27 protein-coding genes and 1 tRNA gene are annotated in these 25,277 nt (G+C 74.2%); 15 read left to right on the top strand and 13 right to left on the bottom strand.

Going from position 1 to position 25,277, the window contains the following annotated elements:
* Positions 1 to 199: 199 nt before the first annotated feature.
* The 6 genes from rplL to ABZ493_RS07055 form a co-directional block, all read right to left on the bottom strand.
* The gene (gene rplL, locus ABZ493_RS07080) at positions 200 to 592 is read right to left on the bottom strand and encodes a 50S ribosomal protein L7/L12 (protein ID WP_430581462.1); all 393 of its coding nucleotides are present in this window, start codon (positions 590 to 592) and stop codon (positions 200 to 202) included.
* A gap of 83 nt (positions 593 to 675) precedes the next feature.
* Positions 676 to 1,206 carry a 50S ribosomal protein L10 gene (rplJ, locus tag ABZ493_RS07075; RefSeq protein WP_430581461.1) on the bottom strand — a complete coding sequence of 177 codons (531 nt, stop codon included), beginning with the start codon at positions 1,204 to 1,206 and terminating at the stop codon, positions 676 to 678.
* Between the two features lie 273 nt (positions 1,207 to 1,479).
* On the bottom strand, positions 1,480 to 4,014 hold the full coding sequence (locus tag ABZ493_RS07070; RefSeq protein ID WP_430581460.1) for a CHAT domain-containing protein: 2,535 nt from the start codon (positions 4,012 to 4,014) through the stop codon (positions 1,480 to 1,482).
* 16 nt (positions 4,015 to 4,030) lie between these two features.
* The gene (locus tag ABZ493_RS07065; RefSeq protein WP_430581459.1) at positions 4,031 to 5,857 is read right to left on the bottom strand and encodes a S8 family serine peptidase; all 1,827 of its coding nucleotides are present in this window, start codon (positions 5,855 to 5,857) and stop codon (positions 4,031 to 4,033) included.
* Positions 5,858 to 5,927: 70 nt separating this feature from the next.
* Entirely contained in the window at positions 5,928 to 6,449 is a 522-nt protein-coding gene (locus ABZ493_RS07060) for a hypothetical protein (protein ID WP_430581458.1), read from the bottom strand.
* On the bottom strand, positions 6,446 to 7,081 hold the full coding sequence (locus tag ABZ493_RS07055; RefSeq protein ID WP_430581457.1) for a sigma-70 family RNA polymerase sigma factor: 636 nt from the start codon (positions 7,079 to 7,081) through the stop codon (positions 6,446 to 6,448). The genes ABZ493_RS07060 and ABZ493_RS07055 overlap by 4 nt, the downstream gene beginning before the upstream one ends.
* A 281-nt stretch (positions 7,082 to 7,362) precedes the next feature.
* Between ABZ493_RS07055 and ABZ493_RS07050 the strand changes: the two genes are divergently transcribed.
* Positions 7,363 to 7,770, top strand: coding sequence for a DUF4383 domain-containing protein (locus tag ABZ493_RS07050; RefSeq protein WP_430581456.1), 408 nt, complete (start codon positions 7,363 to 7,365; stop codon positions 7,768 to 7,770).
* Positions 7,767 to 8,357, top strand: coding sequence for a hypothetical protein (locus ABZ493_RS07045; protein ID WP_430581455.1), 591 nt, complete (start codon positions 7,767 to 7,769; stop codon positions 8,355 to 8,357). Before ABZ493_RS07050 ends, ABZ493_RS07045 begins: the two co-directional genes overlap by 4 nt.
* Positions 8,358 to 8,458: 101 nt before the next feature.
* Here ABZ493_RS07045 and rplA read toward each other — a convergent pair whose 3' ends face one another.
* From rplA to ABZ493_RS07020, 5 genes are all read right to left on the bottom strand, one after another.
* Positions 8,459 to 9,169 carry a 50S ribosomal protein L1 gene (rplA, locus tag ABZ493_RS07040; RefSeq protein ID WP_430581454.1) on the bottom strand — a complete coding sequence of 237 codons (711 nt, stop codon included), beginning with the start codon at positions 9,167 to 9,169 and terminating at the stop codon, positions 8,459 to 8,461.
* 139 nt (positions 9,170 to 9,308) lie between these two features.
* Entirely contained in the window at positions 9,309 to 9,740 is a 432-nt protein-coding gene (gene rplK / locus ABZ493_RS07035; protein WP_430581453.1) for a 50S ribosomal protein L11, read from the bottom strand.
* Between the two features lie 70 nt (positions 9,741 to 9,810).
* Positions 9,811 to 10,635 (bottom strand): transcription termination/antitermination protein NusG, encoded by an 825-nt coding sequence (gene nusG, locus ABZ493_RS07030; RefSeq protein WP_430581452.1) that lies wholly within the window; start codon positions 10,633 to 10,635, stop codon positions 9,811 to 9,813.
* 62 nt (positions 10,636 to 10,697) lie between these two features.
* The gene (secE, locus tag ABZ493_RS07025) at positions 10,698 to 10,934 is read right to left on the bottom strand and encodes a preprotein translocase subunit SecE (RefSeq protein ID WP_430581470.1); all 237 of its coding nucleotides are present in this window, start codon (positions 10,932 to 10,934) and stop codon (positions 10,698 to 10,700) included.
* 154 nt (positions 10,935 to 11,088) lie between these two features.
* Positions 11,089 to 11,164, bottom strand: a tRNA-Trp gene (locus ABZ493_RS07020).
* A gap of 210 nt (positions 11,165 to 11,374) precedes the next feature.
* On the opposite strand from ABZ493_RS07020, the gene ABZ493_RS07015 reads away from it, so the two are divergent.
* The 8 genes from ABZ493_RS07015 to ABZ493_RS06980 are packed head-to-tail and all read left to right on the top strand — an operon-like array spanning position 11,375 to position 18,775.
* Positions 11,375 to 12,328, top strand: coding sequence for an ABC transporter ATP-binding protein (locus ABZ493_RS07015; RefSeq protein WP_430581451.1), 954 nt, complete (start codon positions 11,375 to 11,377; stop codon positions 12,326 to 12,328).
* Positions 12,325 to 13,182: an ABC transporter permease gene (locus ABZ493_RS07010; RefSeq protein WP_430581450.1), complete on the top strand. Its 858-nt coding sequence runs from the start codon at positions 12,325 to 12,327 to the stop codon at positions 13,180 to 13,182. Before ABZ493_RS07015 ends, ABZ493_RS07010 begins: the two co-directional genes overlap by 4 nt.
* Entirely contained in the window at positions 13,169 to 14,446 is a 1,278-nt protein-coding gene (locus ABZ493_RS07005) for a sensor histidine kinase (protein ID WP_430581449.1), read from the top strand. The genes ABZ493_RS07010 and ABZ493_RS07005 overlap by 14 nt, the downstream gene beginning before the upstream one ends.
* Entirely contained in the window at positions 14,443 to 15,087 is a 645-nt protein-coding gene (locus tag ABZ493_RS07000) for a response regulator transcription factor (RefSeq protein ID WP_430581448.1), read from the top strand. The genes ABZ493_RS07005 and ABZ493_RS07000 overlap by 4 nt, the downstream gene beginning before the upstream one ends.
* Positions 15,088 to 15,125: 38 nt before the next feature.
* Positions 15,126 to 16,181: an adenosine deaminase gene (locus ABZ493_RS06995; RefSeq protein ID WP_430581447.1), complete on the top strand. Its 1,056-nt coding sequence runs from the start codon at positions 15,126 to 15,128 to the stop codon at positions 16,179 to 16,181.
* Positions 16,182 to 16,188: 7 nt separating this feature from the next.
* Positions 16,189 to 16,551 (top strand): hypothetical protein, encoded by a 363-nt coding sequence (locus tag ABZ493_RS06990; protein WP_430581446.1) that lies wholly within the window; start codon positions 16,189 to 16,191, stop codon positions 16,549 to 16,551.
* Complete coding sequence (locus ABZ493_RS06985) at positions 16,551 to 18,122, top strand: HAMP domain-containing sensor histidine kinase (RefSeq protein ID WP_430581445.1); 1,572 nt, start codon at positions 16,551 to 16,553, stop codon at positions 18,120 to 18,122. Before ABZ493_RS06990 ends, ABZ493_RS06985 begins: the two co-directional genes overlap by 1 nt.
* Positions 18,119 to 18,775 carry a response regulator transcription factor gene (locus tag ABZ493_RS06980; RefSeq protein WP_429764814.1) on the top strand — a complete coding sequence of 219 codons (657 nt, stop codon included), beginning with the start codon at positions 18,119 to 18,121 and terminating at the stop codon, positions 18,773 to 18,775. Before ABZ493_RS06985 ends, ABZ493_RS06980 begins: the two co-directional genes overlap by 4 nt.
* 21 nt (positions 18,776 to 18,796) lie before the next feature.
* Here ABZ493_RS06980 and ABZ493_RS06975 read toward each other — a convergent pair whose 3' ends face one another.
* Complete coding sequence (locus tag ABZ493_RS06975) at positions 18,797 to 19,219, bottom strand: hypothetical protein (protein ID WP_430581444.1); 423 nt, start codon at positions 19,217 to 19,219, stop codon at positions 18,797 to 18,799.
* A gap of 107 nt (positions 19,220 to 19,326) precedes the next feature.
* On the bottom strand, positions 19,327 to 20,700 hold the full coding sequence (locus ABZ493_RS06970) for a phosphotransferase (protein ID WP_430581443.1): 1,374 nt from the start codon (positions 20,698 to 20,700) through the stop codon (positions 19,327 to 19,329).
* A 146-nt stretch (positions 20,701 to 20,846) separates the two neighbouring features.
* Here ABZ493_RS06970 and ABZ493_RS06965 point away from each other — a divergent pair, with 146 nt between their 5' ends.
* The 5 genes from ABZ493_RS06965 to ABZ493_RS06945 all read left to right on the top strand — a co-directional run bounded on the left by ABZ493_RS06965 (position 20,847) and on the right by ABZ493_RS06945 (position 25,017).
* Positions 20,847 to 21,110: a helix-turn-helix domain-containing protein gene (locus ABZ493_RS06965; protein ID WP_430581442.1), complete on the top strand. Its 264-nt coding sequence runs from the start codon at positions 20,847 to 20,849 to the stop codon at positions 21,108 to 21,110.
* Complete coding sequence (locus ABZ493_RS06960) at positions 21,107 to 22,525, top strand: type II toxin-antitoxin system HipA family toxin (RefSeq protein WP_430581441.1); 1,419 nt, start codon at positions 21,107 to 21,109, stop codon at positions 22,523 to 22,525. Before ABZ493_RS06965 ends, ABZ493_RS06960 begins: the two co-directional genes overlap by 4 nt.
* 149 nt (positions 22,526 to 22,674) lie before the next feature.
* A complete protein-coding gene (locus ABZ493_RS06955) occupies positions 22,675 to 23,925 on the top strand; it encodes a sensor histidine kinase (protein ID WP_430581440.1) in 1,251 nt (416 codons plus the stop codon).
* Positions 23,922 to 24,587 carry a response regulator transcription factor gene (locus ABZ493_RS06950; protein ID WP_430581439.1) on the top strand — a complete coding sequence of 222 codons (666 nt, stop codon included), beginning with the start codon at positions 23,922 to 23,924 and terminating at the stop codon, positions 24,585 to 24,587. Before ABZ493_RS06955 ends, ABZ493_RS06950 begins: the two co-directional genes overlap by 4 nt.
* Before the next feature lie 136 nt (positions 24,588 to 24,723).
* The gene (locus ABZ493_RS06945; RefSeq protein WP_430581438.1) at positions 24,724 to 25,017 is read left to right on the top strand and encodes an SHOCT domain-containing protein; all 294 of its coding nucleotides are present in this window, start codon (positions 24,724 to 24,726) and stop codon (positions 25,015 to 25,017) included.
* Positions 25,018 to 25,277 lie beyond the last annotated feature (260 nt).

Here is a 25,277-nt window from a genome sequence, read left to right as displayed (position 1 = left end):
ACCCGGTCCCCCCCCCCCCCCCCGCGCCCCCCCCCCGCGCGCTCGGCGCGGCTGTTCGTGCGCGGCGCGGCACTTCGAACTGCCGCGCCGAGCACGAACTGCCGCCGTCGCGCCGTCGGCCCCAGTCAGACGCAGCGAGGCCCGCACCCCAGAAGGGATGCGGGCCTCGCGGAAGCGATGCGCGGCTAGGCCGCGGGAATCACTTGAGGGTGACGGTGGCGCCGGCGCCCTCGAGGGCAGCCTTGGCCTTCTCGGCCGTCTCCTTGTTCGCGCCCTCCAGGACCGGCTTCGGGGCACCGTCCACGAGGTCCTTGGCCTCCTTCAGGCCGAGGGACGTGAGCGCGCGCACCTCCTTGATGACCTGGATCTTCTTGTCGCCGGCGGCCTCGAGGATGACGTCGAACTCGTCCTTCTCCTCGGCGGCCTCGGCGCCACCGGCACCGCCGGCGGCGGGGGCGGCGACCGCGACGGCGGCGGGAGCAGCGGCGGTGACCTCGAACTTCTCCTCGAAGGCCTTCACGAAGTCGTTGAGCTCGATGAGCGTGAGCTCCTCGAAGGCGGCCAGGAGCTCGTCGGTGCTGAGCTTCGCCATGATGGCGTTCCTTTCGGTTGGTGCGTCCTGGGGCATCAAGCCCCGCAGAAGCAAGGGAGGGGGTGGTGCTTGCCGTACCGCCGTCAGGCGGCAGCGGCCTCCGATTCCTGCTTCTGACGCAGGGCATCGATGACGCGAGCGGCCTGGGCCGGCTTCGCGCTGAAGGCGTAGGCAGCCTGGAAGAGCTTGGCCTTCATCGCGCCGGCCGACTTGGCCAGCAGGACCTCGCGGGACTCGAGGTCCGCGAGCTTGGTGATCTCTGCAGCGGTCAGCGGCTTCCCCTCGAGGACACCGCCCTTGATGACCAGTGCAGGGTTCGCCTTGGCGAAGTCACGCAGACCCTTGGCGGCCTCGACCGGGTCGCCGGTCACGAACGCGATCGCGGACGGACCCTTGAGGTCGGCCTCGAACGCGTCGATCCCGGCCTCCTTGGCCGCGATGGACGTCAGCGTGTTCTTCACCACGGCGTAGGTTGCGTTGCCGCTGAGCGACCGACGCAGCTCCTTGAGCTGCGCGACGGTGAGCCCGCGGTACTCGGTCAGCACGGCCGCGTTCGAGTCACGGAACTTGTCCGCGACCTCCGCGACAGCGGCTGCCTTGTCCGGCCTCGCCATGGCAATCCTTCCGGTGGTGGTGCCACCGGTACCTGCGAAAGAAAAGAGCCCCGGCGCAGGTGCGCACGGGGCTCGGAGCTCACAGCCAGGCTGTGTGATCGTCGTCGTGTCACCTACGCAGGCCCCCGCACTCTCACGGGACTTCGGTCTTCGGCTTGCTGGGCGAGCCCGGGCAGCGTCGGACGACCGGCGGTCTTGGGTTACCCGAGAACTGTACACGACGGAGGGCGGTGGGTCGGCACTCGTCGCGTGTGGCACCCACCACTGCGGCTCTCAGAGCACCAGCGGGCCGAAGCAGACCAGCGGCACCGGCTCGGGCTCGTCCGCGACGGCGCGTGCGAGCGCCGCGCCCGGGCGCAGGCCGTCGCGCAGCCCCTGGTGGAGCACGGGCATGACCCGCACGGCGACGTCGTCCCGCAGCGGCGCGACGGCGGCGATCACGGCACGCGCACCCATGCGCAGCAGCACGCTCGTCAGGCCGAGCGGCTCGCCGCCGTGCCGGATGCTCGCCGAGCCGACGTCGCACGCCGACAGGACCAGGACCGACCGCGACAGGTCACGACCGTCCAGCTCGTGGGCGTACAACGGGCCGTCGGCCAGGAGAAGGCTGGAGAAGACCGGGTTGTCCGGCTCGTGGGTCCCGTGCGCGGCCAGGTGGACGACGGACGCCTCCTCGACGGCGTCCGCGACCGCTGCGCACGTGGCAGCGCCGTCCAGCAGGGAGTCGCTCCCCCATACTCGCGCCACCTCGGCCGCCTCCGCGCTCGCGTGCCGCAGCCCCGGACCCGCGACGGCCAGCGCCGACCCTGGCACCCACCCCGCATGCCCGCTGGTGACCCAGGAGTTGACCACCGTCGACAGCCCCCGTCGCGACGGCAGCAGCGACCACGGCACGGAGACCAGGCGGTCACGTGCCGCGATGTACACCGGCCCCGCGACCTCGGCGCCGCGCAGCAGAGCGTCGTCGAGCCAGGTGAGGCTCCGCACGAGGGACTGGGACGCCGTCGCCCGCAAGGGCTGCGGAAGCAGCGGGTTCGAGAGGGCCTGGAGGTCCGCCCGGACCCGGCGCACCTGCTCGAGCGCGGGGGCGAGCGGTGCGAGGTCGAGCAGGCGAGACCCGTGCGCGTCGACACGAACGGCGCACACCCGGTCCTTGATCATCATGAGGTCGAGCACCACGCGATCCGACCCCGCGGCCTCAAGCACCCGCCGCAGCTCGCGTGCCGACGTGGGCCTCGGGACCTCCGCGTGCCCGTCCGCGTGCCACGACCGTTCGCGTGCCTGGCTCTGCAGACGTCGCGCGTCCCGGCGGAGCCGCACCTGCTCGAGGGCCGAGCCGGGGTCCCCCTCGAGCTGCCGCGCCCGCTCCGCGAGCCGTCGTGCACCTCCGACCAGGGCCGCCATCTCGGGATCCTCCGGAGGCCGCACCCGCCCGGAGCCGGCGAAGGTGGCACGTCCTCGCTCGACGGCGTCGAAGACCGCGTCCGCGCGCCCCGACCGGAGCGCCGCACCCAGGTCGACGGCCTGGAGGCGGATGCCGTGGGCCGACGCCGCGGTCACGGCCTCCACGGCGCCCAGTCGCTGCCGCTGCTGAGCCAGAAGACGGTGGCCCTTGCGCACCGCGGCGAGCCCGGCGCGTCGGTCGTCGGCCGCGAAGGCGACCAGGGCGCGGACCACCTGGGCGCGGACCTGGGTGCCCAGGGAGAGTCCCGCGGCCGCCGGGAGCAGGCGCAGACCTTCGGTGGCCGCCTCCGGCGCCCCTCCGCGCACCGCACTCTCGGCGACGACCAGCTCGAGGTCGACGGCGATGCGGTCGGCCCCCGGCACCGTACTGGCCCGTTCTGCCAGCTCTGCGGCGTCGTGCGCCAGCCGCAGAAAGGCGCGGGGTGGTGCACCGCCTTCGACGAGGATTCCGTGCCTGGCGTCGATCGAGATCAAGCCGGCCCGAAGATCGAGCAGGTCGTGGCCCGCGCGCCGTGCGCGCCCCCGGACCCGCCGGGCGAGAGCGTTCGCCTCGGCGTAGCGCCCGAGGCCGACGAGGCACCGCGCCTGCCCGATCTGCGCGTCGATGAGGTCTCGCCATGTGCGGGTGTCCGCCAGGACCGTCGCTGCCCGCCCGAGGGCGTCCGCCGCCTCCGACAGCAGACCGGCCTCGTAGAGGACGGCGGCCTTGTCCATCAGCCCGATCCCGGCGTGCTCCGGCGGTGCGTGCCGTGCTGCCGCGTCCATGGAACGAAGAGCAGCCGGCAGGTCTCCGCCCAAGAACCAGGCGTAACCCAGGTTGTGCTCGGCCATGAGCTCGACTGCGGTCTCGCCCACGTCGTGGGCAAGCTGACGACCGCGCTCCAGATCGCTCACGGCCAGGTCCAGCTCACCGGTCTCGAGACAGAGCCAACCCCGGTTGATGAGGACCGGGACCAGGTCCCGGTCCTCGGTGATGCCGTCCAGCGCCGAATTGAGCTCTCGCCTGGCGAGCCCCAGCTCCCCCATGCGCATCAGCTGCAGGCCTCGATGCCCACGGACGACCGCCATCATCGAGTCGTCGCGGGCACGCACGGCCAGGTCGTGTGCAGCGTCGAGATCCCGCATGACGGCGTCCCGGTCGGTGCCTCGCTCGTACTCGCAGGTGGCGATACCCACGAGCACCCGAGCACGGGCACGAAGCACGTCCTCCCGGGTCTCGTCGAGCTGATCGAGCCTGCGCAGCGCAGCCCTGTAGGTCCGCAGTGCGAGGCCGAACCGCCGGTGCGAACGAGCGCTCGTCCGCGCCCGCTCGACCTGCTCCAGCACGGCCTCGAGACCGTCCACGCCTCACCTCATGTCCCTACACGGGATGGGCACCTCCCGCCGACAGTCCGCCGGTCGCTTCGGTGATGGCCGACCAGATCTGCTGCACCCTCGTCTGCACGAGAGTAGTCGGGTCGGCCTCCGCCCCCAACGTCGATGATTCCTGACGCAGGCGCAACAACTCCCGCGCGACCTCTCCTGCGAGCACCGGAGCCGCGAAGGAGGTACCGCTCCAGGTCGCGAACCCGCTCTGGAACCCTTCAGGATCGATCGTCGACCGGTACTGGTCCGAATGCCGTTCCTTCATGCGCAGCGAGGGCGTGATCGGCCCGTCGAGCGTCGTCGGGACCGTGCTCACCACTCCGGCACCCGGTCGAAGGCACGTGACCCACGGGCCGTCGTTGCTGAAGAGGGCGGTCGTCCCGTCGGGGTTCAGCGCTCCGACGGTCAAGATCGGCGGGCGTTCCTGCGACGTGTCCCCCGGGTCGGTGATCGTGGGGGGCACCGCGCGACGATCGACCTCGGGAGCGAAGGCGGCCGGAAACTCAGGCCGTGTCTCCCCGTCGTTGCCCGCCGCCACGACGATCGCGACACCGGAGTCCCGCAGCCGCGCCAGGACCGCTCGGAGCGGGTGATCCCACCGCATGTCCTCGGGTCGTTCGTGGTAGTAGCCCATCGACAGCACCACGACATCAATCGCCACGTAGTCGGCGCGCCCGCCCAGCCCGCGTTCGTGGAACGTCGCGAGGCGCCGCAGCGACTCGATGACGTCGGACTCTGAGGCCACGCCTGATCCCCCCACTGTTCGCACCGGGAGGATCAACGCGTCGGGGCACACCTGGTGCACGATGCCTGCGATGAACGTCCCGTGCCCCGCGACGGGGTCGAGCGGGCCGGTCAGGGGTGACGTGCTCGCCCCGCCGATCTCAGCGTCCTCCTCGGGAAACTTGGCCACGGGGTGCGTACCGATCGGGTCCTCGCCCAGCAGCGCGTCGCGGATGACGACCCCGTTGCCGTCAGGCGCGCCGCCGGTCCCGTAGCTTCCGAACCACTCGTGCGTCCCGACCCCGGTGTCCAGGATCGCCACGACCGGGCGGCGGGCACCGTCGGGGGTGCGCCACATGTCGCCGTCCTCCCGCACGGTGCGTACGGGGGCGCCGCCGAGCCAACGTACCGGCGTCCGACCTCCCGAACCAGGCACGCCGTACTCGGCGAGCCCTCCTGCCGGGTGGGTCGAGAACGGGTGCGTCGAAAAGGGGTGCGTCGAAAAGGGGTGCGTCGAGAACGGATGCGTCGAAAAGGGGTGCGTCGAGAACGGATGCGTCGAAAAGGGGTGCGTCGAGAACGGATGCGTCGAGAACGGCAGGGCCGACATCACGTGGTCGAGGCTGAGGGACCACGACGTCGACTCGTCGTCGCCGTCGGCCTCCAGCGCTCCCCACGCGTCGGGCTGTGCGTCCTGGTTCTCCGGGAGGAGCCGGAGCACGAAGCCGTGCTCGTCGTCCACCCCGTCGAGCGGGTCGTCGTCCGTCCCCTGCGCGTCGGGCCGGTACCGCACCTGGAGCCCGAGCCGGCATCCCTGACGTCGCGCCTCCCGTTCGACGCGCGTCGCCGCGCCGTCGTCGTCGGGGTACTCGACGTCGAGGAAACGAGGACGCGGCTCCTCGGTGCCCGGGCGGCGGAGCCGCTCACGCAGGCCACCGGGCAGCTCGCCGTGCACGATGACGCGGTCGGCGACGTACCAGGTGGGCTCGACCGCCCGGCGTCCGGGACGGGCACGCAGCGCGTTGGGGTCCAGGTATCGCATCGGCGGGTCGACAGGCCGCATCGGTCGGCCTGACGGGCCGCTGGGCGTCTCGGTCACGTGTCCTCCTCATCACGGGCGCGCCGGATCGGCGCACGTTCTCAGGTGGGCGCCTGTCGCGCCCGGCGTCTCAGAGCTCGATGACCGGCGTGGCGACGGTGACGTCGCCGCCGTCGGGCAGGCGCACGAGCAGGCTGGTGGGGCCGCGGTCGACGCCGGTGAAGGCGAAGCGGCCGTCGTCGTCGGCGGTGGTGGTGCGCTCGCCGTCCGGCTGGCGCAGCTCGACGACGAGCGTGGCGGCGGGCGCGACCCAGCCGTCGAGGCGCACGTGGGTGCCGTCGTCGTCGGTGGACAGCGCGATCATCACGGTGAGGCGCTCGTGCGTGAACGTGATGGTGCGCGCCTCGAGCGGCGGGGCGTCGCCGCGCACGGACCCGACGGGGGCCTCGATCTGCTGCAGCTCCATCACCTCGGCCTCGAGGCTCGCGAGCGTCATCGCGAACAGCGACCGCTCGACGAGCCCCTCGGGCACGGGATCGACCACCGCGACGGCGCGGCCGAGCCGCCCCAGGACGGCGACGTCGTGCGCGTCCAGGACCTCGTCCTCGCCGGGCACCGGCTCGCCCCACGCGTTCTCGTGCTTCGGGCTCATGTCCACGAGGCCTCCCCATGCTCGGTGAGGACGGCGCGCAGCTTCGCCAGGCACCGTCCCCGTGTGGCGCCGATGCTTCCCACCGGCATGCCGATCGACGCCGAGATCGCCTTGTAGTCCGGGCGGTCGGCGAGCGAGACGAGTCGCAGCAGCTCCTGGCAGCGCTCCGGGAGCCGGCGCAGCGACGACCACAGGATCCGGTCGCGCTCGTCGGTCAGCACCTCGGCCTCCGGGCCCGGGCGGGCGTCCGGCAGCGCCGCGGCGCCCTCGGTCACGTCGTCCGGCAGCTCGGTGCGGCGGCGCAGGTCCGCGCGTCCCTTGCGCACCGTCTCCCAGGCGGCCCGGCGGGCCGTCACGAGGAGCCACTTCAGCACGGCCTTCGGCTCGGCGATCGTGTCCGCGTGCCGCACGAGCGCCGCCCACGTGGACTGCACCACGTCGTCGGCGACGTCCCGGTCGACGCCCTGGGCGCGCACCGTGTGCCACAGCAACGGCGTCGCCTCCCGGACCAGGTCCGACAGGGCGTCGGTGCGGCCCTCGCGGAACTCCAGGATCGCCCGCGCGGCCCGGTCGCCCAGGCTCTCGTCGGCGTCGGGCGTCCCACCGAGCGGTTCCTCAGTGGCTCGTGTCATGGCTGTTCGCACCTCGTGAGGGCTCGTCGAGAAACCGGGGCGGCCGCGCCCCGGAACCTCCGAGCCTACGGCGCGCGCCGACGACGCGGCAGGATGAGGTTGCATCGACATGCAAAGCCCTCCTCCCACAGCGCGCGTGCGGTGCTGCGTACTCGTCATCGCCCGGAGAGAGGGCGACCCACGCCGCCTGATACATCCGGACCCGTCCGATCGGCCGACCGCTCCGAACCACCCCCGAGCGCGGGACCACCCCGCGCCCGACAGAAAAAGGAGCAGCCACCATGGGCTCGTCCGCGAACCGTCTCCTCGCCGCAGTCTTCGGCGCCGTCTACCTGCTGGTCGGCCTCGCCGGGTTCGTCGTCACCTCGGGCGTCGGCTTCGCCGCCACGGAAGGCGAGAAGCTCCTGTTCTTCGAGGTGAACCCGCTGCACAACATCATCCACGTCGCGATCGGCGCCGCCCTGCTCCTGGCCTCGCGCTCGGTCGCGGCGGCCAAGGGCGTCAACGTGACCGTCGGCGCCGTCTACCTGCTGGTCGGCGTCCTCGGCCTATTCCTCGTCGGCACAGGCGCGAACATCATCGCGCTCAACGGCGCCGACAACGTGCTGCACCTGGCCAGCGCCCTCCTGCTGCTCGGCGTCGGCCTGAGCGCGGACCGTCGCGCCGAGACGGGCGTCGCGACGGCATGACCCGGACCGCGCCCCTGACCCGCCTGCTCGTCGCCTTCGCGCTGGTCGGCGCCGGCCTGGTCAACCTGGGCTTGGTGCGGGGCGCGTTCCCCCAACCCTCGGGGGTGTTCTCGCTGGGCGTCGGCGCGACCGAGCTCGTGGCGGCGGTGCTCGTCCTGCGCGGGACGGCGATGCGCGGCGCCGATCGCCCGATGAGCGCCCGCCTCGCCGTCGGGGCTCTCGCCGTGACGAGCGTCCTGGGGATCGCGCTGGGCGTCGCCCGGGGGACCCACATCGGCGCGGCCGCCGCGGCCGCCGCCCTCCAGCTCGCCGCCGCCTGCGTGGTGGGTGCGACGATGCGGCCGGCGCGGGACGGGTGGGGCGCCGGCGGAACCGACGGGCTCCGGCGCCCGCCCGCCACGACGACGACCGGGCGCAGGTCGCGCCCCGCCGCGTCGCTCGCGATCCTCTTCGTGGGGGCGGTGGCCGTCTCCACGGTCGCGTCCGCCGGCCTGACCGACACGGAGGCGGGTACGCAGGCCGTGCCCCACGGCGAGCACCACCTCCCCGACCTGCCCGGCCTCGAGGGCCACCATCACGGGCCGTGACGGGCGCGGCCCGCACAGGGACACGACGACGGCCCGGCACCCTCGCGGGTGCCGGGCCGTCGTGCGTGGTTCAGCGGGTCCCTGCCGGGATCACGCCTCGATCAGGCCTCGTCGAGCAGCTTCGAGGTGCGCGACTGGTCGAGCGGGATGCCCGGGCCCATCGTGGTCGTCATCGTGGCCTTGGTGATGTAGCGGCCCTTGGACGACGTCGGCTTGAGACGCAGGACCTCGTCGAGCGCGGCGGCGTAGTTCTCCACCAGCGCCTTCTCGTCGAAGGACGCCTTGCCGATGATGAAGTGCAGGTTCGCGTGCTTGTCGACGCGGAACTCGATCTTGCCGCCCTTGATGTCGGACACGGCCTTGGTCACGTCCATCGTCACGGTGCCGGTCTTCGGGTTCGGCATGAGACCACGGGGGCCCAGCACCTTGCCCAGACGACCGACCTTGCCCATGAGGTCCGGCGTCGCCACGGCGGCGTCGAAGTCGGTGTAGCCCGCCGCGACCTTGGCGATCAGGTCGTCGCCGCCGACCTCGTCGGCGCCGGCCGCCACGGCCTCCTCGGCCTTGGCGGCGTTCGCGAAGACGATCACGCGGGCCGTCTTGCCGGTGCCGTTCGGGAGGTTGACCGTGCCGCGGACCATCTGGTCGGCCTTGCGGGGGTCGACGCCCAGGCGGAACACGACCTCGACGGTCGCGTCGTACTTGACCGTCGCGGTCTCCTTGGCGAGGCGGACCGCCTCGAGGGGGCTGTACAGGTTCTCGCGGTCGATCTTCTCGGCCGCGGCGCGGTACGCCTTGCTGCGCGTTGCCATCTGCTTCTCCTTCTGCAGTCGTGGTGAGCGGGTCCGCGCGGACCCTGCCACGTGCCCGACGTCGATCGCCGGGACTTGGTCCGAGCCGCCCGGGCGGTGCCGGAAGGATCCGGTCACGGCCGGGCGGCCCGGTCGCGGATCACTCCGCGACGGTGATGCCCATCGAACGAGCGGTGCCGGCGACGATCTTCATCGCGGCGTCGATGTCGTTCGCGTTGAGGTCCTGGAGCTTCGTCTGCGCGATCTCGCGGACCTGGTCCTGGGACAGCTGCGCGACCTTGACGGTGTGCGGCGTCGCGGAGCCCTTGGCCACACCGGCGGCCTTCTTGATGAGCTCGGCGGCCGGCGGCGTCTTCGTGATGAACGTGAACGAGCGGTCCTCGTACACGGTGATCTCGACGGGGACGACGTTGCCGCGCTGCGACTCGGTGGCCGCGTTGTAGGCCTTGCAGAACTCCATGATGTTCACGCCGTGCTGACCGAGCGCGGGGCCGATCGGCGGGGCGGGCGTGGCCGCACCGGCGTTGATCTGGAGCTTGATGAGGCCGGAGACCTTCTTCTTGGGAGGCATGACTCTTCCCTGACTTTCTTGTTCGTGGGCCGACGCCGTGGGCGATGACCCGGTTGCAGTACCGCGTCCGTCAGATCTTGGCGACCTGGTTGAACGACAGCTCGACCGGGGTCTCCCGGCCGAAGATGGAGACGAGGACCTGGAGCTTCTGGGCCTCGGCGTTGATCTCGGAGATCGTGGCGGGCAGCGTGTCGAACGGGCCGTCGGTGACGGTGACCGACTCGCCGACCTCGAAGTCGACCTCGACCGGGGCCTTCGCCGTCGCGCCGGAGGACGCCGCGGCGGCCTTGCCGGCCTCGGGGGCGGCCTCGACGAACACCGGCGCCAGCATCGAGTAGACCTCGTCGAGCGTCAGCGGCACGGGCTGGTGCGTGTGGCCGACGAAGCCGGTGACGCCCGGCGTGTGCCGCACGGCACCCCACGACTCGTCCTGCAGGTCCATGCGCACGAGGACGTAACCGGGGATACGGACGCGGCGGACGGTCTTCTTCTGCGCGTTCTTGATCTCGGTCACCTCCTCCATGGGGACCTCGATCTGGAAGATGTAGTCCTCCATGTTCAGGCTCTGGATGCGGTTCTCCAGGTTGGCCTTCACACGGTTCTCGTACCCGGCGTAGGAGTGGATGACGTACCAGTCGCCGAGCTGCGAGCGCAGGGTGCGGCGGAACTCCTCGGCCGGGTCCTCGACGACGTCGCCGTCGGCGTCCGCCGGGCGCTCGGCCTCGGTGTCCGCGTCGGCGTCAGCGGCGTCGGTCTCCTCAGCAGCGTCCTCGACGCCCGCCTCGGGCTCGGCGTCGGCGGTGTCCGTGGGCACGTCGAGGTCAGCCTCGGCGCCGTCGGCGTCGGGCTGGGTGGGGTCGACGTTCTCCGTCTGGTCCAGCGGATCCTGGGACACGAACGAACCTGCTTTCTGGAATCTGCTTGCTTCAGGGGCGGGCGTCCGGCGCCCTGCCGAGGTCAGTCGCCGAAGAGGGCGAGGACGCCCAGTCCGATGACCCAGTCGAGCGCCACCACGAACAGCATGACCACGGTGACGAAGACCAGCACCACGATCGTGTAGTTGATGAGCTCCGAACGGGTCGGGGTCACGACCTTGCGGAGCTCCGCCACGACCTGGCGCACGAAGAGCGCGATGCGCGCGAACAGGTTCGGGCGCTTGCCGGTGGCCGACGTGCCCCCGCCGGGCGTCCCCACGGCCTCAGCCGGTGACTCGCTCACTCGCTCTACCCCGTTTCGCGTTCCCGCCGCGGCCGCGCCACCTGCCGGCGACGCACCCACGGCACTGACTCCTGGCGTTCCGGGGTCATGCGGATGGCCCCGCTGCGCGCGGCCCCGCGGGGGATCACGCTGGCAGGGTAGACAGGACTCGAACCTGCAACCTGCGGTTTTGGAGACCGCTGCGCTACCAATTGCGCCACTACCCTTCGTGCTCGACGCCCCTGTCGCCACGCTCGAAACACCCCGGAAGGGCGCGTTCGATCTTGGCGGGCATCAACCACCGAGGGACAACTGTACGCGACGCGGGGGCGTGGGTCGAACCACGCCCGAGCCGCCCGCCGTCCACCGATCGGTGGACCCCCGGTCCCGTCGTCCGAGGCTCCCGCGGCGACCGGCTCGGGCGCGAGGCTCGACCCATGACCTCGACGACGACACCCTCCCCGGCTCCCCTGCCGCCCGCCCCTCGCGGGCGGCCCGGGGGTGCCCACGGTTCCCGCGGCGCACCGGCCTCGGCCGGCGCCGCCGTCCGTGTCCGCGGCCTCACCAAGCGCTACGGGCCCAAGCAGGCGGTCGACGGCCTCGACCTCGACCTCGCGACGGGCGAGATCGTCGCCGTCCTCGGCCCCAACGGCGCGGGCAAGACGACGACGATCGAGATCCTCGAGGGGTTCCGGGACCGCGACGGCGGCGAGGTGCGCGTGCTCGGCGAGGACCCCGCCCGGGCCGGGCGGGCCTGGCGGGCCCGGCTCGGCGTCGTCGCGCAGGACTCGCGCGACCAGGCGGAGCTGACCGTCGCGGAGGCCGTGCGCTCCACCGCCCGGTACTACCCGGCGCCGCGCGACCCCGACGAGGTCGTCGAGGCCGTGGGCCTCGCCGCGAAGGCGGGCGCGCGGGTGCGCTCCCTGTCCGGCGGGCAGCGGCGCCGGCTCGACGTCGCGCTCGGCGTCGTCGGTCGGCCCGAGCTGCTCTTCCTCGACGAGCCGACCACCGGCTTCGACCCGCAGGCCCGCCGCTCCTTCTGGGACCTGGTGCTCCGGCTGCGCGACGCCGGCACGACCATCCTGCTCACCACGCACGACCTCGCCGAGGCCGCCCACCTGGCCGACCGCGTCGCCGTCGTGCGCGACGGGCGCGTCGTGGCGGAGGGGACCCCCGCGACCCTCGGCGGCCCCGACGCCCGTACGCCCCTGGTGACCTGGGCCGCCGACGGCGTCCGGCACGCCGAGCGCACCGACGCTCCGACCGCGCTCGCCGCGCACCTCATGGCGACCGTCGCCGGCGCCGACGGCGAGGTCACCGACCTGTGCATCACCCGCCCCAGCCTCGAGGACGTCTACCTGGGGCTGCTCGCGAAGGAGGACCACGCATGAGCGCCACCGCCGTCGACACCAAGGCCGCCCCCGGCCGGGGCGGGCGGCTGCCCGGCCTCGCGCCCCTCGCGCTGGTGCGCGCGGGCCTGGAGCTGCGTCAGTTCTGGCGCGAGCGCGACGCCGTGATCTTCGTGTTCGCCTACCCGATCCTCATGCTCGCCATCTTCTCCAGCGTCTTCGGCAACGACGACCAGGGCACCGACGTCGCCCAGATCGGCTTCGCCCAGTACTTCCTGCCGGGCATGGTCGCGACCGGCATCGTGCTCACGAGCTTCCAGTCGCTGGCCGTGTCCATCGCGATGGAGCGCGACGACGGCACGCTGCGCCGCCTGCGTGCGACCCCGCTGCCCGCGGCCGCGTACGTCGGCGGGAAGGTGCTGCTGACCCTCGCCACCTCCGTGGTGCAGACGGCCCTGCTGCTGGCGGTCGCGGCCGTCGCCTTCGACGTGCCGCTGCCCACCGACGCCGGGCGCTGGGCGACCTTCGCCTGGGTGTTCGTGCTCGGGTCGGCGACCGGCACGATCTGCGGCGTCGGGTTCTCGTCCCTGCCGCGGTCCGGCCGGTCCGCGAGCGCCGTCGTGACGCCGGTCGTGCTGGTGCTGCAGTTCATCTCGGGCGTCTTCTTCGCGTTCTTCGCGCTGCCCGGGTGGATGCAGACCGTGGCCTCGGTGTTCCCCCTCAAGTGGATCGCGCAGGGCATGCGGTCCGTCTTCCTGCCCGACGAGATGGCGGCGCTGGAGACGAGCGGGTCCTGGCAGCACCCGGCGACCGCTGCTGTACTGGTCGCATGGCTGATCGCGGGGCTGGTCGTCGGGGTGCGCACCTTCCGGTGGCGACGCCGTGACGACGGCTGACGACGGGGACGGGCCGGCGGCCGACCCGTACGAGACCGCCGACCTGGACGACGCCGCCTGGGACCGGCAGGTCGTGTGGTGGGACCGCACCTTCGTCGCGATCGTCCTGCTCACCGTGGCGGCGCTCCCGCTGTCCGGCCAGCGCGGCACGTCACTGTGGGTCGCGTACGTGGCGATGGCCGCCATCCTGGGGGCGTACGCGGCATGGGGCGCGCGAGCGGCTCGGTCGCGCGACCAGCGCACCGCCGCGGCGTACGTCGTCGTGCTCATCGCCGGCACGTCGGTCACGGTGGCGCAGAACGGCGTCGCGACGCTGCTGCTGTTCGGCGCGTTCACCCAGCTGTGGATGCTGCTCGAGCCGGAGCGCCGGGCGGTCGTCGCGTCGGTCGTGCTCGCGGCCGCGACCACGGTGGGGATCGCGTACCAGGGAGGCTTCGACCTGCCCACGCTGCTGGAGGCGGCGCCCCAGATGGCGATCGCGCTGGCGTTCGCCATCATGCTCGGGCTCTGGGTGGCCACGACGATGCGGCGCTCCGAGGAACGCGCCCGGCTGCTGCACGAGCTGCGCCGGGCGCAGGCGGAGCTCGCCGAGTCGCACCACGCCGCGGGCGTGGCGGCGGAGCGCGAACGCCTCGCCCGGGAGATCCACGACACGCTCGCGCAGGGGTTCACGAGCGTCGTCACGCAGGCGCAGGCGGCGACGGCGGCCCTGGACCGGGGCGAGCAGGACCGCGCCCGCGAGCGTCTGCTCGTCGTGGAGCAGACGGCGCGGGACAACCTGGCGGAGGCGCGCGCGCTCGTCGCCGCGTTCGCGCCGGTGCCGCTGCAGGGCTCGACGCTCGCCGAGGCGCTGCGCCGTCTGGCCGAGCGGTTCACGGCCGAGACGGGCACGCCGGTGATGCTGGACGTGGCCGGCGCGACCGAGGCGCCCGCCGTCGCCGTGGGCGGGGCCACCGGGCACGCCGCCGCCGACGTCGTGCTGCTGCGCGCGGCGCAGGAGGCCCTGGCGAACGTGCGCAGGCATGCGGGGGCAAGGGCCGTGACGATCCGCCTGACGCGGGTGGACACCGGCACGGCCGCCGACGTCCGGCTCGAGGTGACCGACGACGGTCGCGGCCTGCCGCCCGGTCAGGTCGACGGCCTCGGGCTGGCCGGGATGCGCGAGCGTGTGTCGGCGGTGGGCGGCACGCTGGCCGTCGAGCCCGGCGAGGACGGCGGCACGCGCGTCGAGGTGCACGTGCCGGCCGCGGGCGGTGCCGCATGACCAGCACGGGAGCGGGGACGGTGCGGGTGCTCGTCGCCGACGACCACCCCGTGGTGCGCTCGGGGATCATCGGGATGCTCGACGGCGAGCCCGACGTCGAGGTCGTGGGCGAGGCGCCGGACGGCGAGACGGCCGTGGCGCTGGCCGCCGAGCTCGCGCCCGACGTCGTCCTCATGGACCTGCGCATGCCGCGCCTGGACGGCGTGGGCGCGACGGCGCGGATCGTGGGCGCGTCCCGCGGCGGTGGGCCGAGCGTCGTCGTCCTCACGACGTACGACACGGACGCCGACATCCTGCGCGCGGTCGAGGCGGGCGCGACGGGCTACCTGCTCAAGGACACGCCACGTGACGTCCTCGTGGCGGGCGTGCGCGCGGCCGCGCGCGGCGAGACGGTGCTGGCTCCCGGCGTCGCGACGCGTCTGGTGACGAGCGTGCGCACCGCGGCCGAGCGGCTCACGGCGCGCGAGGCGGAGGTGCTCGCGCTCGTGGCGCGCGGCCTGTCCAACGCCGCCGTCGGGCGGGAGCTGTTCATCGCCGAGGCCACCGTGAAGACGCACCTGCTGCGGGCGTTCGTGAAGCTCGGGGTGGACGACCGCACGGCGGCCGTGACCGTGGCCCGCGAGCGGGGCTGGCTGCCCTGACCGGGCCCGCACCCATGAAGTCGGGGCAGACTGGCGCCGTGCGCGATCTGGCCAAGCTCCCCAAGGCTCACCTGCACCTGCACTTCACGGGGTCGATGCGGGTGGACACCCTGCGCGACATGGCGGCCGGGCACGGCGTGCGGTTGCCGAGCGCCCTCACGGACGGCGACCCGCTGCGGGTGCCGGCCGACGAGCGGGGCTGGTTCCGGTTCCAGCGCCTCTACGACGCGGCCCGTGCGTGCGTGCGCTCGGAGGCGGACATGCGCCGCCTGGTCGACGAGGCCGCGGCGGACGACGCCGCCGAGGGGTCGGGCAGGCTCGAGATCCAGGTGGACCCGACGTCGTACGCGCCGTTCGTCGGCGGCATCACGCCCGCGGTCGAGATCGTGCTGGACGCGGCGCGCGCCGCGAGCGCCGCGCACGGGGTCGAGGTGGCCGTCGTCGTGGCCGCGTCGCGGATGCGGCACCCGCTGGACGCGCGCACGCTCGCCCGCCTCGCGGCCCGGTACGCGGGCGAGGGGCCCGGCGAGGTGGTGGGCTTCGGGCTGAGCAACGACGAGCGGCGCGGCGACACCGTCGAGTTCGCCGCCGCGTTCGCCATCGCGCGCCGGGCGGGGCTGGCGTCCGTGCCGCACGGCGGCGAGCTGCTCGGCCCGGCGCACGTGCGCGACGTCGTCGACGCACTGCACCCCGACCGGCTGGGCCACGGGGTCCGGGCCGGGGAGGACCCGGCGCTGCTGGCCGAGCTCGTGGAGCGCGAGGTCGCGCTCGAGGTGTGCCCGGCCTCGAACGTGGGTCTCGGCGTGTACGCCGACACGTCCCGGGTGCCGCTGCGGCCGCTGGTCGAGGCGGGCGCCCGCGTCGCGCTCGGTGCGGACGACCCGCTGCTGTTCTCCTCCCGGCTGCTCGACCAGTACGTCGCCGCCCGCGACGTGCACGGGTTCTCCGACGCCGAGCTGGCGGACCTGGCCCGGTCGTCGGTGCGGGCGAGCCGCGCGTCGGAGGCGACGAAGCGCCGGATGCTGGCGGACGTCGACGCCTGGCTCACGGAACCCGACCCGCTCTCATCTGCGTCTCATCCGCCCGCGGGATGATCCGGGCATGGTTCAACGGTCGGCCGAACGGTCAGGACGTCGCTGGCGCGCCGCCCTCCCCTGGGCCCTCGGGATCGCCCTCGTCGCGGTGATCGCCGGCATCGTCGTCGCCGCCACCACCGCGGAGCCCGAGGACCGCGACGTCGGCGGCGTCGTCGTGGTCTCCCCCACGCCCGACCCGGCGTCGCCGTCCCCGGGCCCCGGGGAGAGCTCCCCCGACCCGCGGCCCTCGCCGGATCCGTCGACGACGCCGACACCGACCCGCACGTCGGAGGACGGCGGCGTGGCGCCGGTGCCGCCCACGGACGACGACGATGACGACGACGGCCCCGACGACGATGACGACGACTCCGACGACGAGGACGACTGATGGTGCGAGCCCCGGGGACCCACGGCGGGCCCACCGTCCGCACGCGCATCCTCACCGCGCTCCTCGCACTCACCACCCTCGCGCTCGGGTTCGCGGGGGCCACGGCCTACCTGCTGACGTACGAGCAGGTGGACGACCGCATCGACGCCGACCTCACCGAGAGCGCGAAGGAGCTGGAGACCCTGGGGGCGTCCGGGGTCGACCCCGTGACCGGCGACCCGTTCGCCTCGGCCGAGGAGGTGGTGGTCGCCGCCATCCAGCTCGACGTCCCCGCCCGGCACGAGGGCGTCCTCGGGCTGCGCACCGGGAAACGGCCGCTCGTGTCCCAGCAGGCCGTCGAGGTGCACCTCCAGGACGACCCCGAGCTCGTCGCCGCGGTGACGCCGCTCCTGAGCTCCGAGAGGGCGGTGCTGCGCACCATCCGCACGTCGACCACCGACTACCGCGCGCTGGTCGCGCCCGTGGCGCCGGTCACGGCGTCGGGGGACCCGGCCGCCCTCGTGCTCGCCTACGACCGCGTCGCCGAGCACGCCGAGACGCAGGCCGTCTTCCGCAGCTACGCCCTCGTGGCGCTCGCCGCGCTGGTGGTGACGGGCGTCGTCGCCTGGCTGCTCGTGGGTCGGCTCCTGCGCCCGATCCGGATGCTCGCGCGCACCGCGCAGCAGATCGGCGAGTCCGACCTGTCGGCCCGGATCCCCGAGACCGGGAACGACGACCTGACCCACCTCACGCGCGCCTTCAACGGGATGCTCGACCGGCTCGAGGGCTCGTTCGAGTCCCAGCGCCGGCTGCTCGACGACGTCGGGCACGAGCTGCGCACCCCGCTGACGATCGTGCGCGGGCACCTCGAGCTCATGGACACCGCCGACCCGGCGGACGCGGCCGAGACGCGCGTGCTGGCGCTCGACGAGCTCGACCGGATGCACCGCCTCGTCGACGACCTGGTCACCCTCGCGACCGTCGGGCAGCCCGACTTCGTGCGTCCCTCCCCCGTGGAGCTCGGCCGGCTCACGGACGACGTGCTCGACAAGGCGCGCACGCTGGGCGACCGCACCTGGCTGGTCGACTCCCGCACCGACGCCCGCACCATGGCGGACGCGCAGCGCCTCACCCAGGCGTGGCTGCAGCTCGCCGCCAACGCCGTGAAGTTCTCCGCGCCCGGCTCGGTGGTGGCGATCGGGTCGCGCACGACGCCGGACGGGGCGCGGGTGCGCCTGTGGGTGCGCGACGAGGGCGTGGGCATCGCGCCCGACGACCTGGAGCGCGTCTTCGACCGCTTCGCGCGCGGCGAGCACGACGGCGAGCGCCGGGAGGGCTCCGGGCTCGGCCTCGCCATCGTCGCCGCCATCGCCGAGGGGCACGGCGGCGAGGTCACGGTCGAGTCCGCGCCCGGCCGCGGCTCCACGTTCGCCGTCGTCGTGCCGGTGCTGCCCGTGCCTGACGCGGGGCCCGACCCGGCCCCGGGGCGAGCCGTGCCCCCCGTCGGCCGGACAGCGCCGACCGCGCGCTCCGCGCCCACCCCCGAGCTGCCCCCACGCACCGCCCCCGACCGGGAAGGACCCGCCACGTGAGCCAGATCCTCATCGCCGAGGACGAGACCCGCATCGCGTCGTTCGTCGCGAAGGGGCTGCGCGCCTCCGGGTACGCGAGCACGACGGTCGCGACCGCGCGGGAGGCGTTCGACCTCGCGTCGTCGGGCGACTTCGACCTCATGGTGCTCGACCTGGGCCTGCCCGACCAGGACGGCTTCACCGTGCTGCGCCGGCTCCGGGAGGCCAAGGTGACGCTGCCCGTCATCATCCTCACCGCGCGCACGTCCGTGGCGGACACGGTGGCCGGGCTCGAGGGCGGCGCCGACGACTACATGCCCAAGCCGTTCCGGTTCGAGGAGCTGCTGGCGCGCATCCGGCTGCGCCTGCGGGCCGAGCCGGCGGGCGAGGTCACCGTGCTCAGCCACGGCGACCTCAGCCTCGACCTGCGCACCCGCCGGGCCACCGCCGCCGGCGTCGAGGTGGACCTGTCCGCGCGGGAGTTCGCCCTCGCCGAGGCGTTCCTGCGCAACGCCGGGCAGGTGCTCAGCCGCGAGCAGCTGCTCTCCCGCGTGTGGGGGTACGACTTCGACCCCGGCTCCAACGTGGTGGACGTGTACGTGCGCTACCTGCGCAACAAGCTCGGCGCCGAGCGGTTCGTCACCGTGCGGGGCATGGGGTACCGACTGGCCTGATCCCAGGCGCAACGCCGGGGGTCAGTCCGCGGAGGCCGCCGTCGGCGCGGTCGTGGCGGACTGCGGGGTGACGGGGCTGACCGGGGACGCGGCGGTCTGCGCCGTCTGGGCCGTCTGCGCGGAGGGCGCGGAGGGCGCGGAGGGCGCGGAGGGCGCCGTGTTCGCGGTCTGCGTCGTCGGCGCGGTGCCCGGCGTGGCGACCGAGCCCGCCGTCACGGTGGTGATGGACGTGCCGTTCTGCACCGCCGCGGGCGACGGGCTCGCGGCCGACGCCGGCGCCGACGCCGCGATCGACGAGGTGCCGTCGTCGCCCACCTGGACGGCGTCGGCGACCACCGCGTCCGACGGCGCGCGGTCGAACGTGCCCTGCGCCGCAGCGACGCCGGCTCCCAGGCCGACCGCGCCCAGCGCGCCGGTGACGATCCATGCGCTGCGTGCCTTCATGGTGCTGCTCCTTCGTCCGGGGTGTTCCGGGCGGGTCGTTCCCGCCGACTGGTTCCCAGCCTCCGTGGCCACCGTGAGAGGGCCGGGAGGCGTGGATGAGAGGGTTCTCAGACTGCGGTGGGCTGTGCGGTGGGCTGGTCGGCGAGGCGCTCGGCGACGGCGAGGAACGCCGCCACGGTCGCGGCGTCCTCCGCCCCCGCGGCGAGCGAGACGACGACGGCGGCGGCACGGGCGCGCAGCAGGGCCGGCTCCGCCGCCCGCCCGAACTCGTCGAGGCAGCGCTCCACCAGGCCGTCCACGCCCGCGTACGCGACGGAATCGAGTGCGGGCAGCACGGCCAGGTGCGCGACGGCGCAGGCGAGGTCGTCCACGAGATGGCCCGGGCCGAGCGTGTCGACGTCGAGCACGGCGCCGACGCGCGGGCGCTCGCCGGCGCCGGCGGGCTCCAGCAGCAGGTTCGCGGCGTGCAGGTCGCCGTGCGTGACGACGAGCGGGCCCGGGTCGCCCGCGGCAACGGCCGCGTCGATCGCGACGCGGAGCCGGGCGAGCCGGTCGGCGTCGACGCCGTGCAAGGTCGCCAGCGCGCCGAGGTAGTGGGCGCTCCGGTCGGCCCACGCCGGGCGGCGCGGCAGGGCGAGGCCCGCGCGCGGCAGGGTCGTCGCGACCCGCAGCAGCTCCGCGGGGTCGACGCAGGCGGGCTGCTCGGCCGCGGGCGTGCGCGCGACCAGCGCGGCCACCGACTCGCCCGCCACCTCGTCGAGCAGCACGACGCCGTCGGCGGACCAGGACCGCACCCGCGGCGCGGCGATCCCGCCAGAACCGCCCGGTCGCGCCGCGAAGAGCGCGTGCCTCCGCACGAGGTCGTCCACCCGGCTCGGGCGCACCACCTTGACGTACGCGGCGCCGTCGGTGGTCCGCGCGCGCAGCACCGCCCGGCGCAGCGGGCGGTAGGTGACGGTCTCCAGGCCCAGCAGGGCGGCCGTGCCGCCCGCGGCCCGCAGCCGCTCGGCCACCCCGTCGGGCGTGCTGCCCGCCGCCAGACCGGGCAGCGCGGGGTCGTGCGGGTGACGCCACACGTGCACCGTGCGCTCGCCGTCGTCGAGCCGCACGATCCCGGGGCCGAGGTCGATGTCACGGCCGGCCTCGCGGTCCCCGCGGGCCCGGCGGAAGGCCGACGCGCGGGCGCTGGTCGCGAACAAGTGCTCCGGCCCTCGGATCGTGCGACCGCCGACCTCGCGCCGGGCGACGACGTCGTACGCGACGGTCAGCTCCGCGCCCGGGCGCGCGTACACCTGCCGCACCGACCACGACTCGAGCGCGGCGCCGTCGGCGGCGAGGGCCGCGCCCAGGAGCTCCGCGGCCGGGTCGCCGGTGAGCGTCTCGAGCCAGGCGCGGTGGTCCGCGGGCGACGTCGGGGCGGGACCGGACGAGGCGGGGCCGAACGGGGTGGGACCGGTCAGGACGGGGCTCGTGGGCGGCACGGCACCATCCGACGGGTCGCGGGCGTGCGCACGGTGAGACGTCGATGAGAGGTCTCTCATCCGTGCCGGCGGACGTCACGGAGCCGTGACAACCATAAAAGTCGCGGCTCTGTGACATTTCTGTTTGTCATAGTACCGTGACTCCTGTGAACCCTGTCGCGAACGAGCTGCAGTTGGGGGCCGCGCTGCGCGAGCGGCGTGAGCGCGCCGGCCTGACCCAAGCGCGCCTCGCCGAGAAGGCAGGTGTGTCGCGCGCCTTCGTCATCGACCTCGAGGCCGGCAAACGCGCGCGCGCCGAGCTCGTCCGTGTACTCGCAGTCATGCGTGCGCTGGAGCTCGCCATCGAGCTCGTCCCGGCGGACACCCGCAGCACCGGCGATGTGCTGACCGAGCTGCTGGGCGAGCCGTGAGGCTCGCGTTCGCCCTGTACGGGCGTGTCGCGGGTGTCATCGAGCGAGACCGGGGGCACACCACGCTCCGCTATCAGACGGCCTACCAACGCCTACGCAACGCCACCCCCCTGTCGTTGTCGATGCCCGTGAGCGACCGGACCTACTCCGCCAAGCCGGTCGAGGCTTACCTGAGGGGCCTGCTGCCCGACCACCCCGACGTCCTGGACCGGTGGGCGCGCAAAGCTGGCGTGAAGCCTGGAGATTGGCTCGGGCTGGTGGCGCACGTGGGCCTGGACGTCTCCGGCGGCGCCGTCTTCGCGCCCGAGGACGAGATCGAGGACGCCCTGGTCCGCCCCGGAAGGCTCGCGCCAGCCAGCGACACCGAGATCGCCGAGCGCCTGCGCCGGCTGCGCCGGGACGATGCCGCCTGGCAGGACGACGAGGATGACGAGCACTGGAGCCTCGCGGGCGCGCAGTCCAAGTTCACCCTCGCGCTCACTCCGGACGGGTGGGCGCATCCTGAAGGCTCGGCGCCCTCCACCCACATCGTCAAGCCCGGCATCGGACGCATCCGCTCCCAGGCGCTGTCCGAGCACGTCAGCATGCGCGCGCTCGCCATCGCCGGACTCCCCGTCGCCGAGACGCACTACCTGACGTTCGAGGACCAGGACGCGATCGTCGTGACCCGCTTCGACCGGCAGGTTCGCGGCGGGGCCGTGGTGCGCATCCACCAAGAGGACCTCCTGCAAGCCTTCGCCCTCGACCCACGGCGCAAGTACGAGTCCGACGGCGGGCCCGGCGTCGCGCGTGCCGTCAACCTCCTGCGCGCTGCGGCCGGCCCACGGTCCGTCGACCGGTTCGCGCGCGCCGTCATCGCCAACCAGATCCTCGGCGCGCCCGACGCCCACGGGAAGAACTACGGGCTGCTGCTGGCCGGACCCACCGCTGACCTGACCCCGTTGTACGACGTCGCGACCGGGCTGGTGCCGAACACGGCAGGACGCCTGCCCTACACCAAGGGCGCCATGTCGATCGGGGGAGAGCGCCGGTTCGGTGACGTCGAGCGTGGCAACTGGGAGAAGTTCGCCCAGGTGGCCGGGCTCGAGACCGAGCAGGTCCTGACATGGGTCGCGGAGCTCGCCGAGCAGCTCCCCGCAGCCTTCGAACAGGCCGCGTCCGAGACCACGGCACCAGACGCCGACTTCGTCTCCTCGGTCGTGGCGAAGAACGTCGCCGCGGTGGCCCGCCAGACGCTCCAGGGGCTCACCGGGACACGCCGGGCCGGAGGGCGGATCATCACACCGTTCATGGAGACCCTGTCCGAGCAGTCCCGGGGCCCCGCGGACGGGCAGCCCGTGCCGGAGCGTGCGCCCGCCGGCGCGCGCACGGTGGGCCCCGACTCCGGCGACGACGGGTGGGACAGCCAGCAGTAGTCACCACGTCGTGGCAGTGCCGCTGCTGGAGACCTCACGCCGGCCGGGGTGCCGAGGCCGACGCGTCGCTCATCGTCCTCCCTGGGGACCACGACGCACGGCACCACGGGCGGACGCGCAGGACCGCGCCGCGGCGTAGCGTGCCGGGCATGGACCGCGGCCCGCTCGACCGGTGGCGCCCCCGGCTGTTCCTCGCGGTGGCGCTGGCGGTCGTCGTGACGTTCGGGACGCTCGGCGCGTCGCACTGGCAGCCGGGCGCGCGCGACGTCGACGCGCTGGGGCTGCTGCTCGCGCTCGTGGGGCCGGTCGTGCTGCTCACCCTCCCTCGGCGCCCCGTCCTCGCGGTGCTGCTGGCGGTGGCCGCGGTCGGCACGTACCTCGCGCTCGGCTACGCCTGGGGGCCGGCGCTGGGCGGCACGGTCGGCGTGCTGGTCATGGTGCTCCTCACCGGGCCTGCCGCCCGGGCGCGGGTCGTCGCCTGGTCGGGGGCGCTGCTCATGTGGGGCATCGTGGTGGGCGCGGCCGCCCTGCGCGACGACGGGACCCGCGTCGGCGGGCTGCTCGGCGGTGCCGCGTGGACCGCCGTCGCGCTGCTGGTCGCCACGGGCATCCGCGAACGGCTGGCCCGGGCCGCCGCCTGGCGGGCCGCGCGGGCCGACCGGGAGCGGACCGCCGTCGCCACCGAGCGCCTCCGCATCGCGCGCGAGCTGCACGACGTCCTCGCCCACTCGCTGTCCGCCATCAACGTGCAGGCGGGGGTGGGCCTGCACCTGCTGGACCGCGACGTCGAGCAGGCGCGGTCCGCGCTCGCCTCCATCAAGACCACGAGCCGCGACGCGCTCGACGAGGTGCGCGCCGTGCTCGGCGTCGTCCGCGGCGAGGAGGACGGCGGCGGCGACGGCGTCGCCCCACCGACCGACACCCCCGAGCCGCGCACGCCCACCTGGGACCTCGCCGCCCTCCCCCGCCTGGCGGAGCCGCTGCGGGCCCGCGGCGTGGCCGTCCGCTTCGACGTCGACCCCGCGCTGCAGCCGCCCGGGGCCGTCCCCGCGCACGTCGCGGGCGTGGCGTACCGCGTGGTGCAGGAGTCGCTCACCAACGTGAGCCGGCACGCACCGCGGGCGCGGGACGTCGTCGTGCGCGTCGGGCGTGACGGCGACCGGCTGCGCGTCACGGTGGACGACGACGGCGGCCCGGCCGGCTCGCACGACGGGGACACGGCCGGCTACGGCCTGCGCGGCATGCGCGAGCGTGTCGAGGGCGCGGGCGGCACGCTCGACGCCGGGCCCGCCGCACGCGGGTTCGCCGTCGCCGCGGCCATCCCGCTGCCCGCGGACCTGTCAGGACGAGCGGGCGGTATACGCCGCGCTCGTCCTGACAGCTCGAAGGAGGACGCATGATCCGCGTGCTGCTCGCCGACGACCAGGCGCTCGTGCGCGGTGGCTTCCGCGCGCTGCTGGACGCCGAGGACGACATGACCGTGGTGGGCGAGGCCGCGACCGGCGACGAGGCCGTGCGCCTCGCGCTGCAGCTGCGGCCCGACGTCGTGCTCATGGACGTGCGCATGCCCGGCGCGGACGGGTTGGAGGCGACCCGGCGCATCGTCGCCGACCCTGGCGCGGGCGGCGTGCACGTGGTGGTCGTGACGACGTTCGAGCTGGACGAGTACGTGGCCGAGGCCATCCGCGGCGGCGCGAGCGGCTTCCTCGTCAAGGACACGGAGCCCGCCGACCTCGTGCGCGCGGTGCGCGTGGCGGCGGCCGGGGACGCGCTGCTCTCCCCCGGGGTCACCCGCCGCCTGCTCGCCCGGGTCGCCGACGCCACGCGCGACGTGCCGCCCCCGCCCGGCCTCGAGGACCTCACCGCCCGCGAGCGCGAGGTGCTGGTCGAGGTGGCCGGCGGCCTGTCCAACGACGAGATCGCGCGCACGCTGTACCTCTCGGAGTCGACCGTCAAGACGCACGTCTCGCGCGTCATGGCCAAGCTCCACGCCCGCGACCGCGCGCAGCTCGTCGTCGCGGCGTACGAGGGCGGCGTCGTGCGGCCGGGCTGGACCGGCTGACCTCCTGCGCGGCGGGTGCGGCACGACGGGACCACCCAGGACGGCACGAGGGGCTGACGACGGCGACCACGCCGCCGGGCGACCGTGGTGACGCAGGGTCCGCACCGGGCGGGCCCACCGTCACGAGGAGTCCACGATGCTCACCACCGCCACCGCGATCGCCGCCCCCGCGGTCGCCTCCGCAGCCGAGATGGGGCACCCGTACGCCGGCGGCGGGCCGGGCTGGTGGATCGTCTTCCCGATCCTGTGGTTCCTGCTCTTCGCCACCGTCGTCTTCCTCGTCGCCCGCCGCGCGCGGCGCTACGGCCCGCCGTGGGCCCGCGGCGGGGCCGGCGGCGTCGACGTCCTGGGCGAGCGGTACGCCCGCGGCGAGATCGACGAGGCCGAGTACCGCCAGCGGCTCGCCGTCCTGAAGGAGGACCGCCGCTGACCGCGCCTGCCTTCCAGCAAGCGATCTCTCGCGCCGTCGGGTCCGATGGCGCGAGAGATCGCTTGCTGGGAGGCGTCGGTCGGTCATGGTGAGCGCCACAACGTTTTCGCCGCGCCGTGCGTCTGAGCAGGTGAACGACCCACGACAGGTCACGACACGGTGACGATCACGACACGACCGGAGCGCTGAGGTCGCGTTCCAGGCACGCGCGGGGCACGGTAGTACCCCGCGGCGCGCCTGGTGCGCCGACGGCGCGGAAG

The sequence above is a fragment of the Isoptericola sp. NPDC019482 genome (assembly GCF_040632295.1).
In the GTDB taxonomy this organism is placed as follows: domain Bacteria; phylum Actinomycetota; class Actinomycetes; order Actinomycetales; family Cellulomonadaceae; genus Isoptericola.
The sequence above is the reverse complement of the archived record's forward strand: the minus strand, read 5'-3'. Positions and strand labels throughout refer to the sequence as shown.

What these genes read in the sequence shown, in the direction of transcription:
- rplL (WP_430581462.1), bottom strand. Translation starts at nt 592, where the DNA reads ATGGCGAAGCTCAGCACCGACGAGCTCCTGGCCGCCTTCGAGGAGCTC.
- rplJ (WP_430581461.1), bottom strand. Translation starts at nt 1,206, where the DNA reads ATGGCGAGGCCGGACAAGGCAGCCGCTGTCGCGGAGGTCGCGGACAAG.
- ABZ493_RS07060 (WP_430581458.1), bottom strand. Translation starts at nt 6,449, where the DNA reads ATGAGCCCGAAGCACGAGAACGCGTGGGGCGAGCCGGTGCCCGGCGAG.
- ABZ493_RS07055 (WP_430581457.1), bottom strand. Translation starts at nt 7,081, where the DNA reads ATGACACGAGCCACTGAGGAACCGCTCGGTGGGACGCCCGACGCCGAC.
- ABZ493_RS07050 (WP_430581456.1), top strand. Translation starts at nt 7,363, where the DNA reads ATGGGCTCGTCCGCGAACCGTCTCCTCGCCGCAGTCTTCGGCGCCGTC.
- ABZ493_RS07045 (WP_430581455.1), top strand. Translation starts at nt 7,767, where the DNA reads ATGACCCGGACCGCGCCCCTGACCCGCCTGCTCGTCGCCTTCGCGCTG.
- rplA (WP_430581454.1), bottom strand. Translation starts at nt 9,169, where the DNA reads ATGGCAACGCGCAGCAAGGCGTACCGCGCCGCGGCCGAGAAGATCGAC.
- rplK (WP_430581453.1), bottom strand. Translation starts at nt 9,740, where the DNA reads ATGCCTCCCAAGAAGAAGGTCTCCGGCCTCATCAAGCTCCAGATCAAC.
- ABZ493_RS07015 (WP_430581451.1), top strand. Translation starts at nt 11,375, where the DNA reads ATGACCTCGACGACGACACCCTCCCCGGCTCCCCTGCCGCCCGCCCCT.
- ABZ493_RS07010 (WP_430581450.1), top strand. Translation starts at nt 12,325, where the DNA reads ATGAGCGCCACCGCCGTCGACACCAAGGCCGCCCCCGGCCGGGGCGGG.
- ABZ493_RS07000 (WP_430581448.1), top strand. Translation starts at nt 14,443, where the DNA reads ATGACCAGCACGGGAGCGGGGACGGTGCGGGTGCTCGTCGCCGACGAC.
- ABZ493_RS06990 (WP_430581446.1), top strand. Translation starts at nt 16,189, where the DNA reads ATGGTTCAACGGTCGGCCGAACGGTCAGGACGTCGCTGGCGCGCCGCC.
- ABZ493_RS06985 (WP_430581445.1), top strand. Translation starts at nt 16,551, where the DNA reads ATGGTGCGAGCCCCGGGGACCCACGGCGGGCCCACCGTCCGCACGCGC.
- ABZ493_RS06975 (WP_430581444.1), bottom strand. Translation starts at nt 19,219, where the DNA reads ATGAAGGCACGCAGCGCATGGATCGTCACCGGCGCGCTGGGCGCGGTC.
- ABZ493_RS06955 (WP_430581440.1), top strand. Translation starts at nt 22,675, where the DNA reads ATGGACCGCGGCCCGCTCGACCGGTGGCGCCCCCGGCTGTTCCTCGCG.
- ABZ493_RS06950 (WP_430581439.1), top strand. Translation starts at nt 23,922, where the DNA reads ATGATCCGCGTGCTGCTCGCCGACGACCAGGCGCTCGTGCGCGGTGGC.
- ABZ493_RS06945 (WP_430581438.1), top strand. Translation starts at nt 24,724, where the DNA reads ATGCTCACCACCGCCACCGCGATCGCCGCCCCCGCGGTCGCCTCCGCA.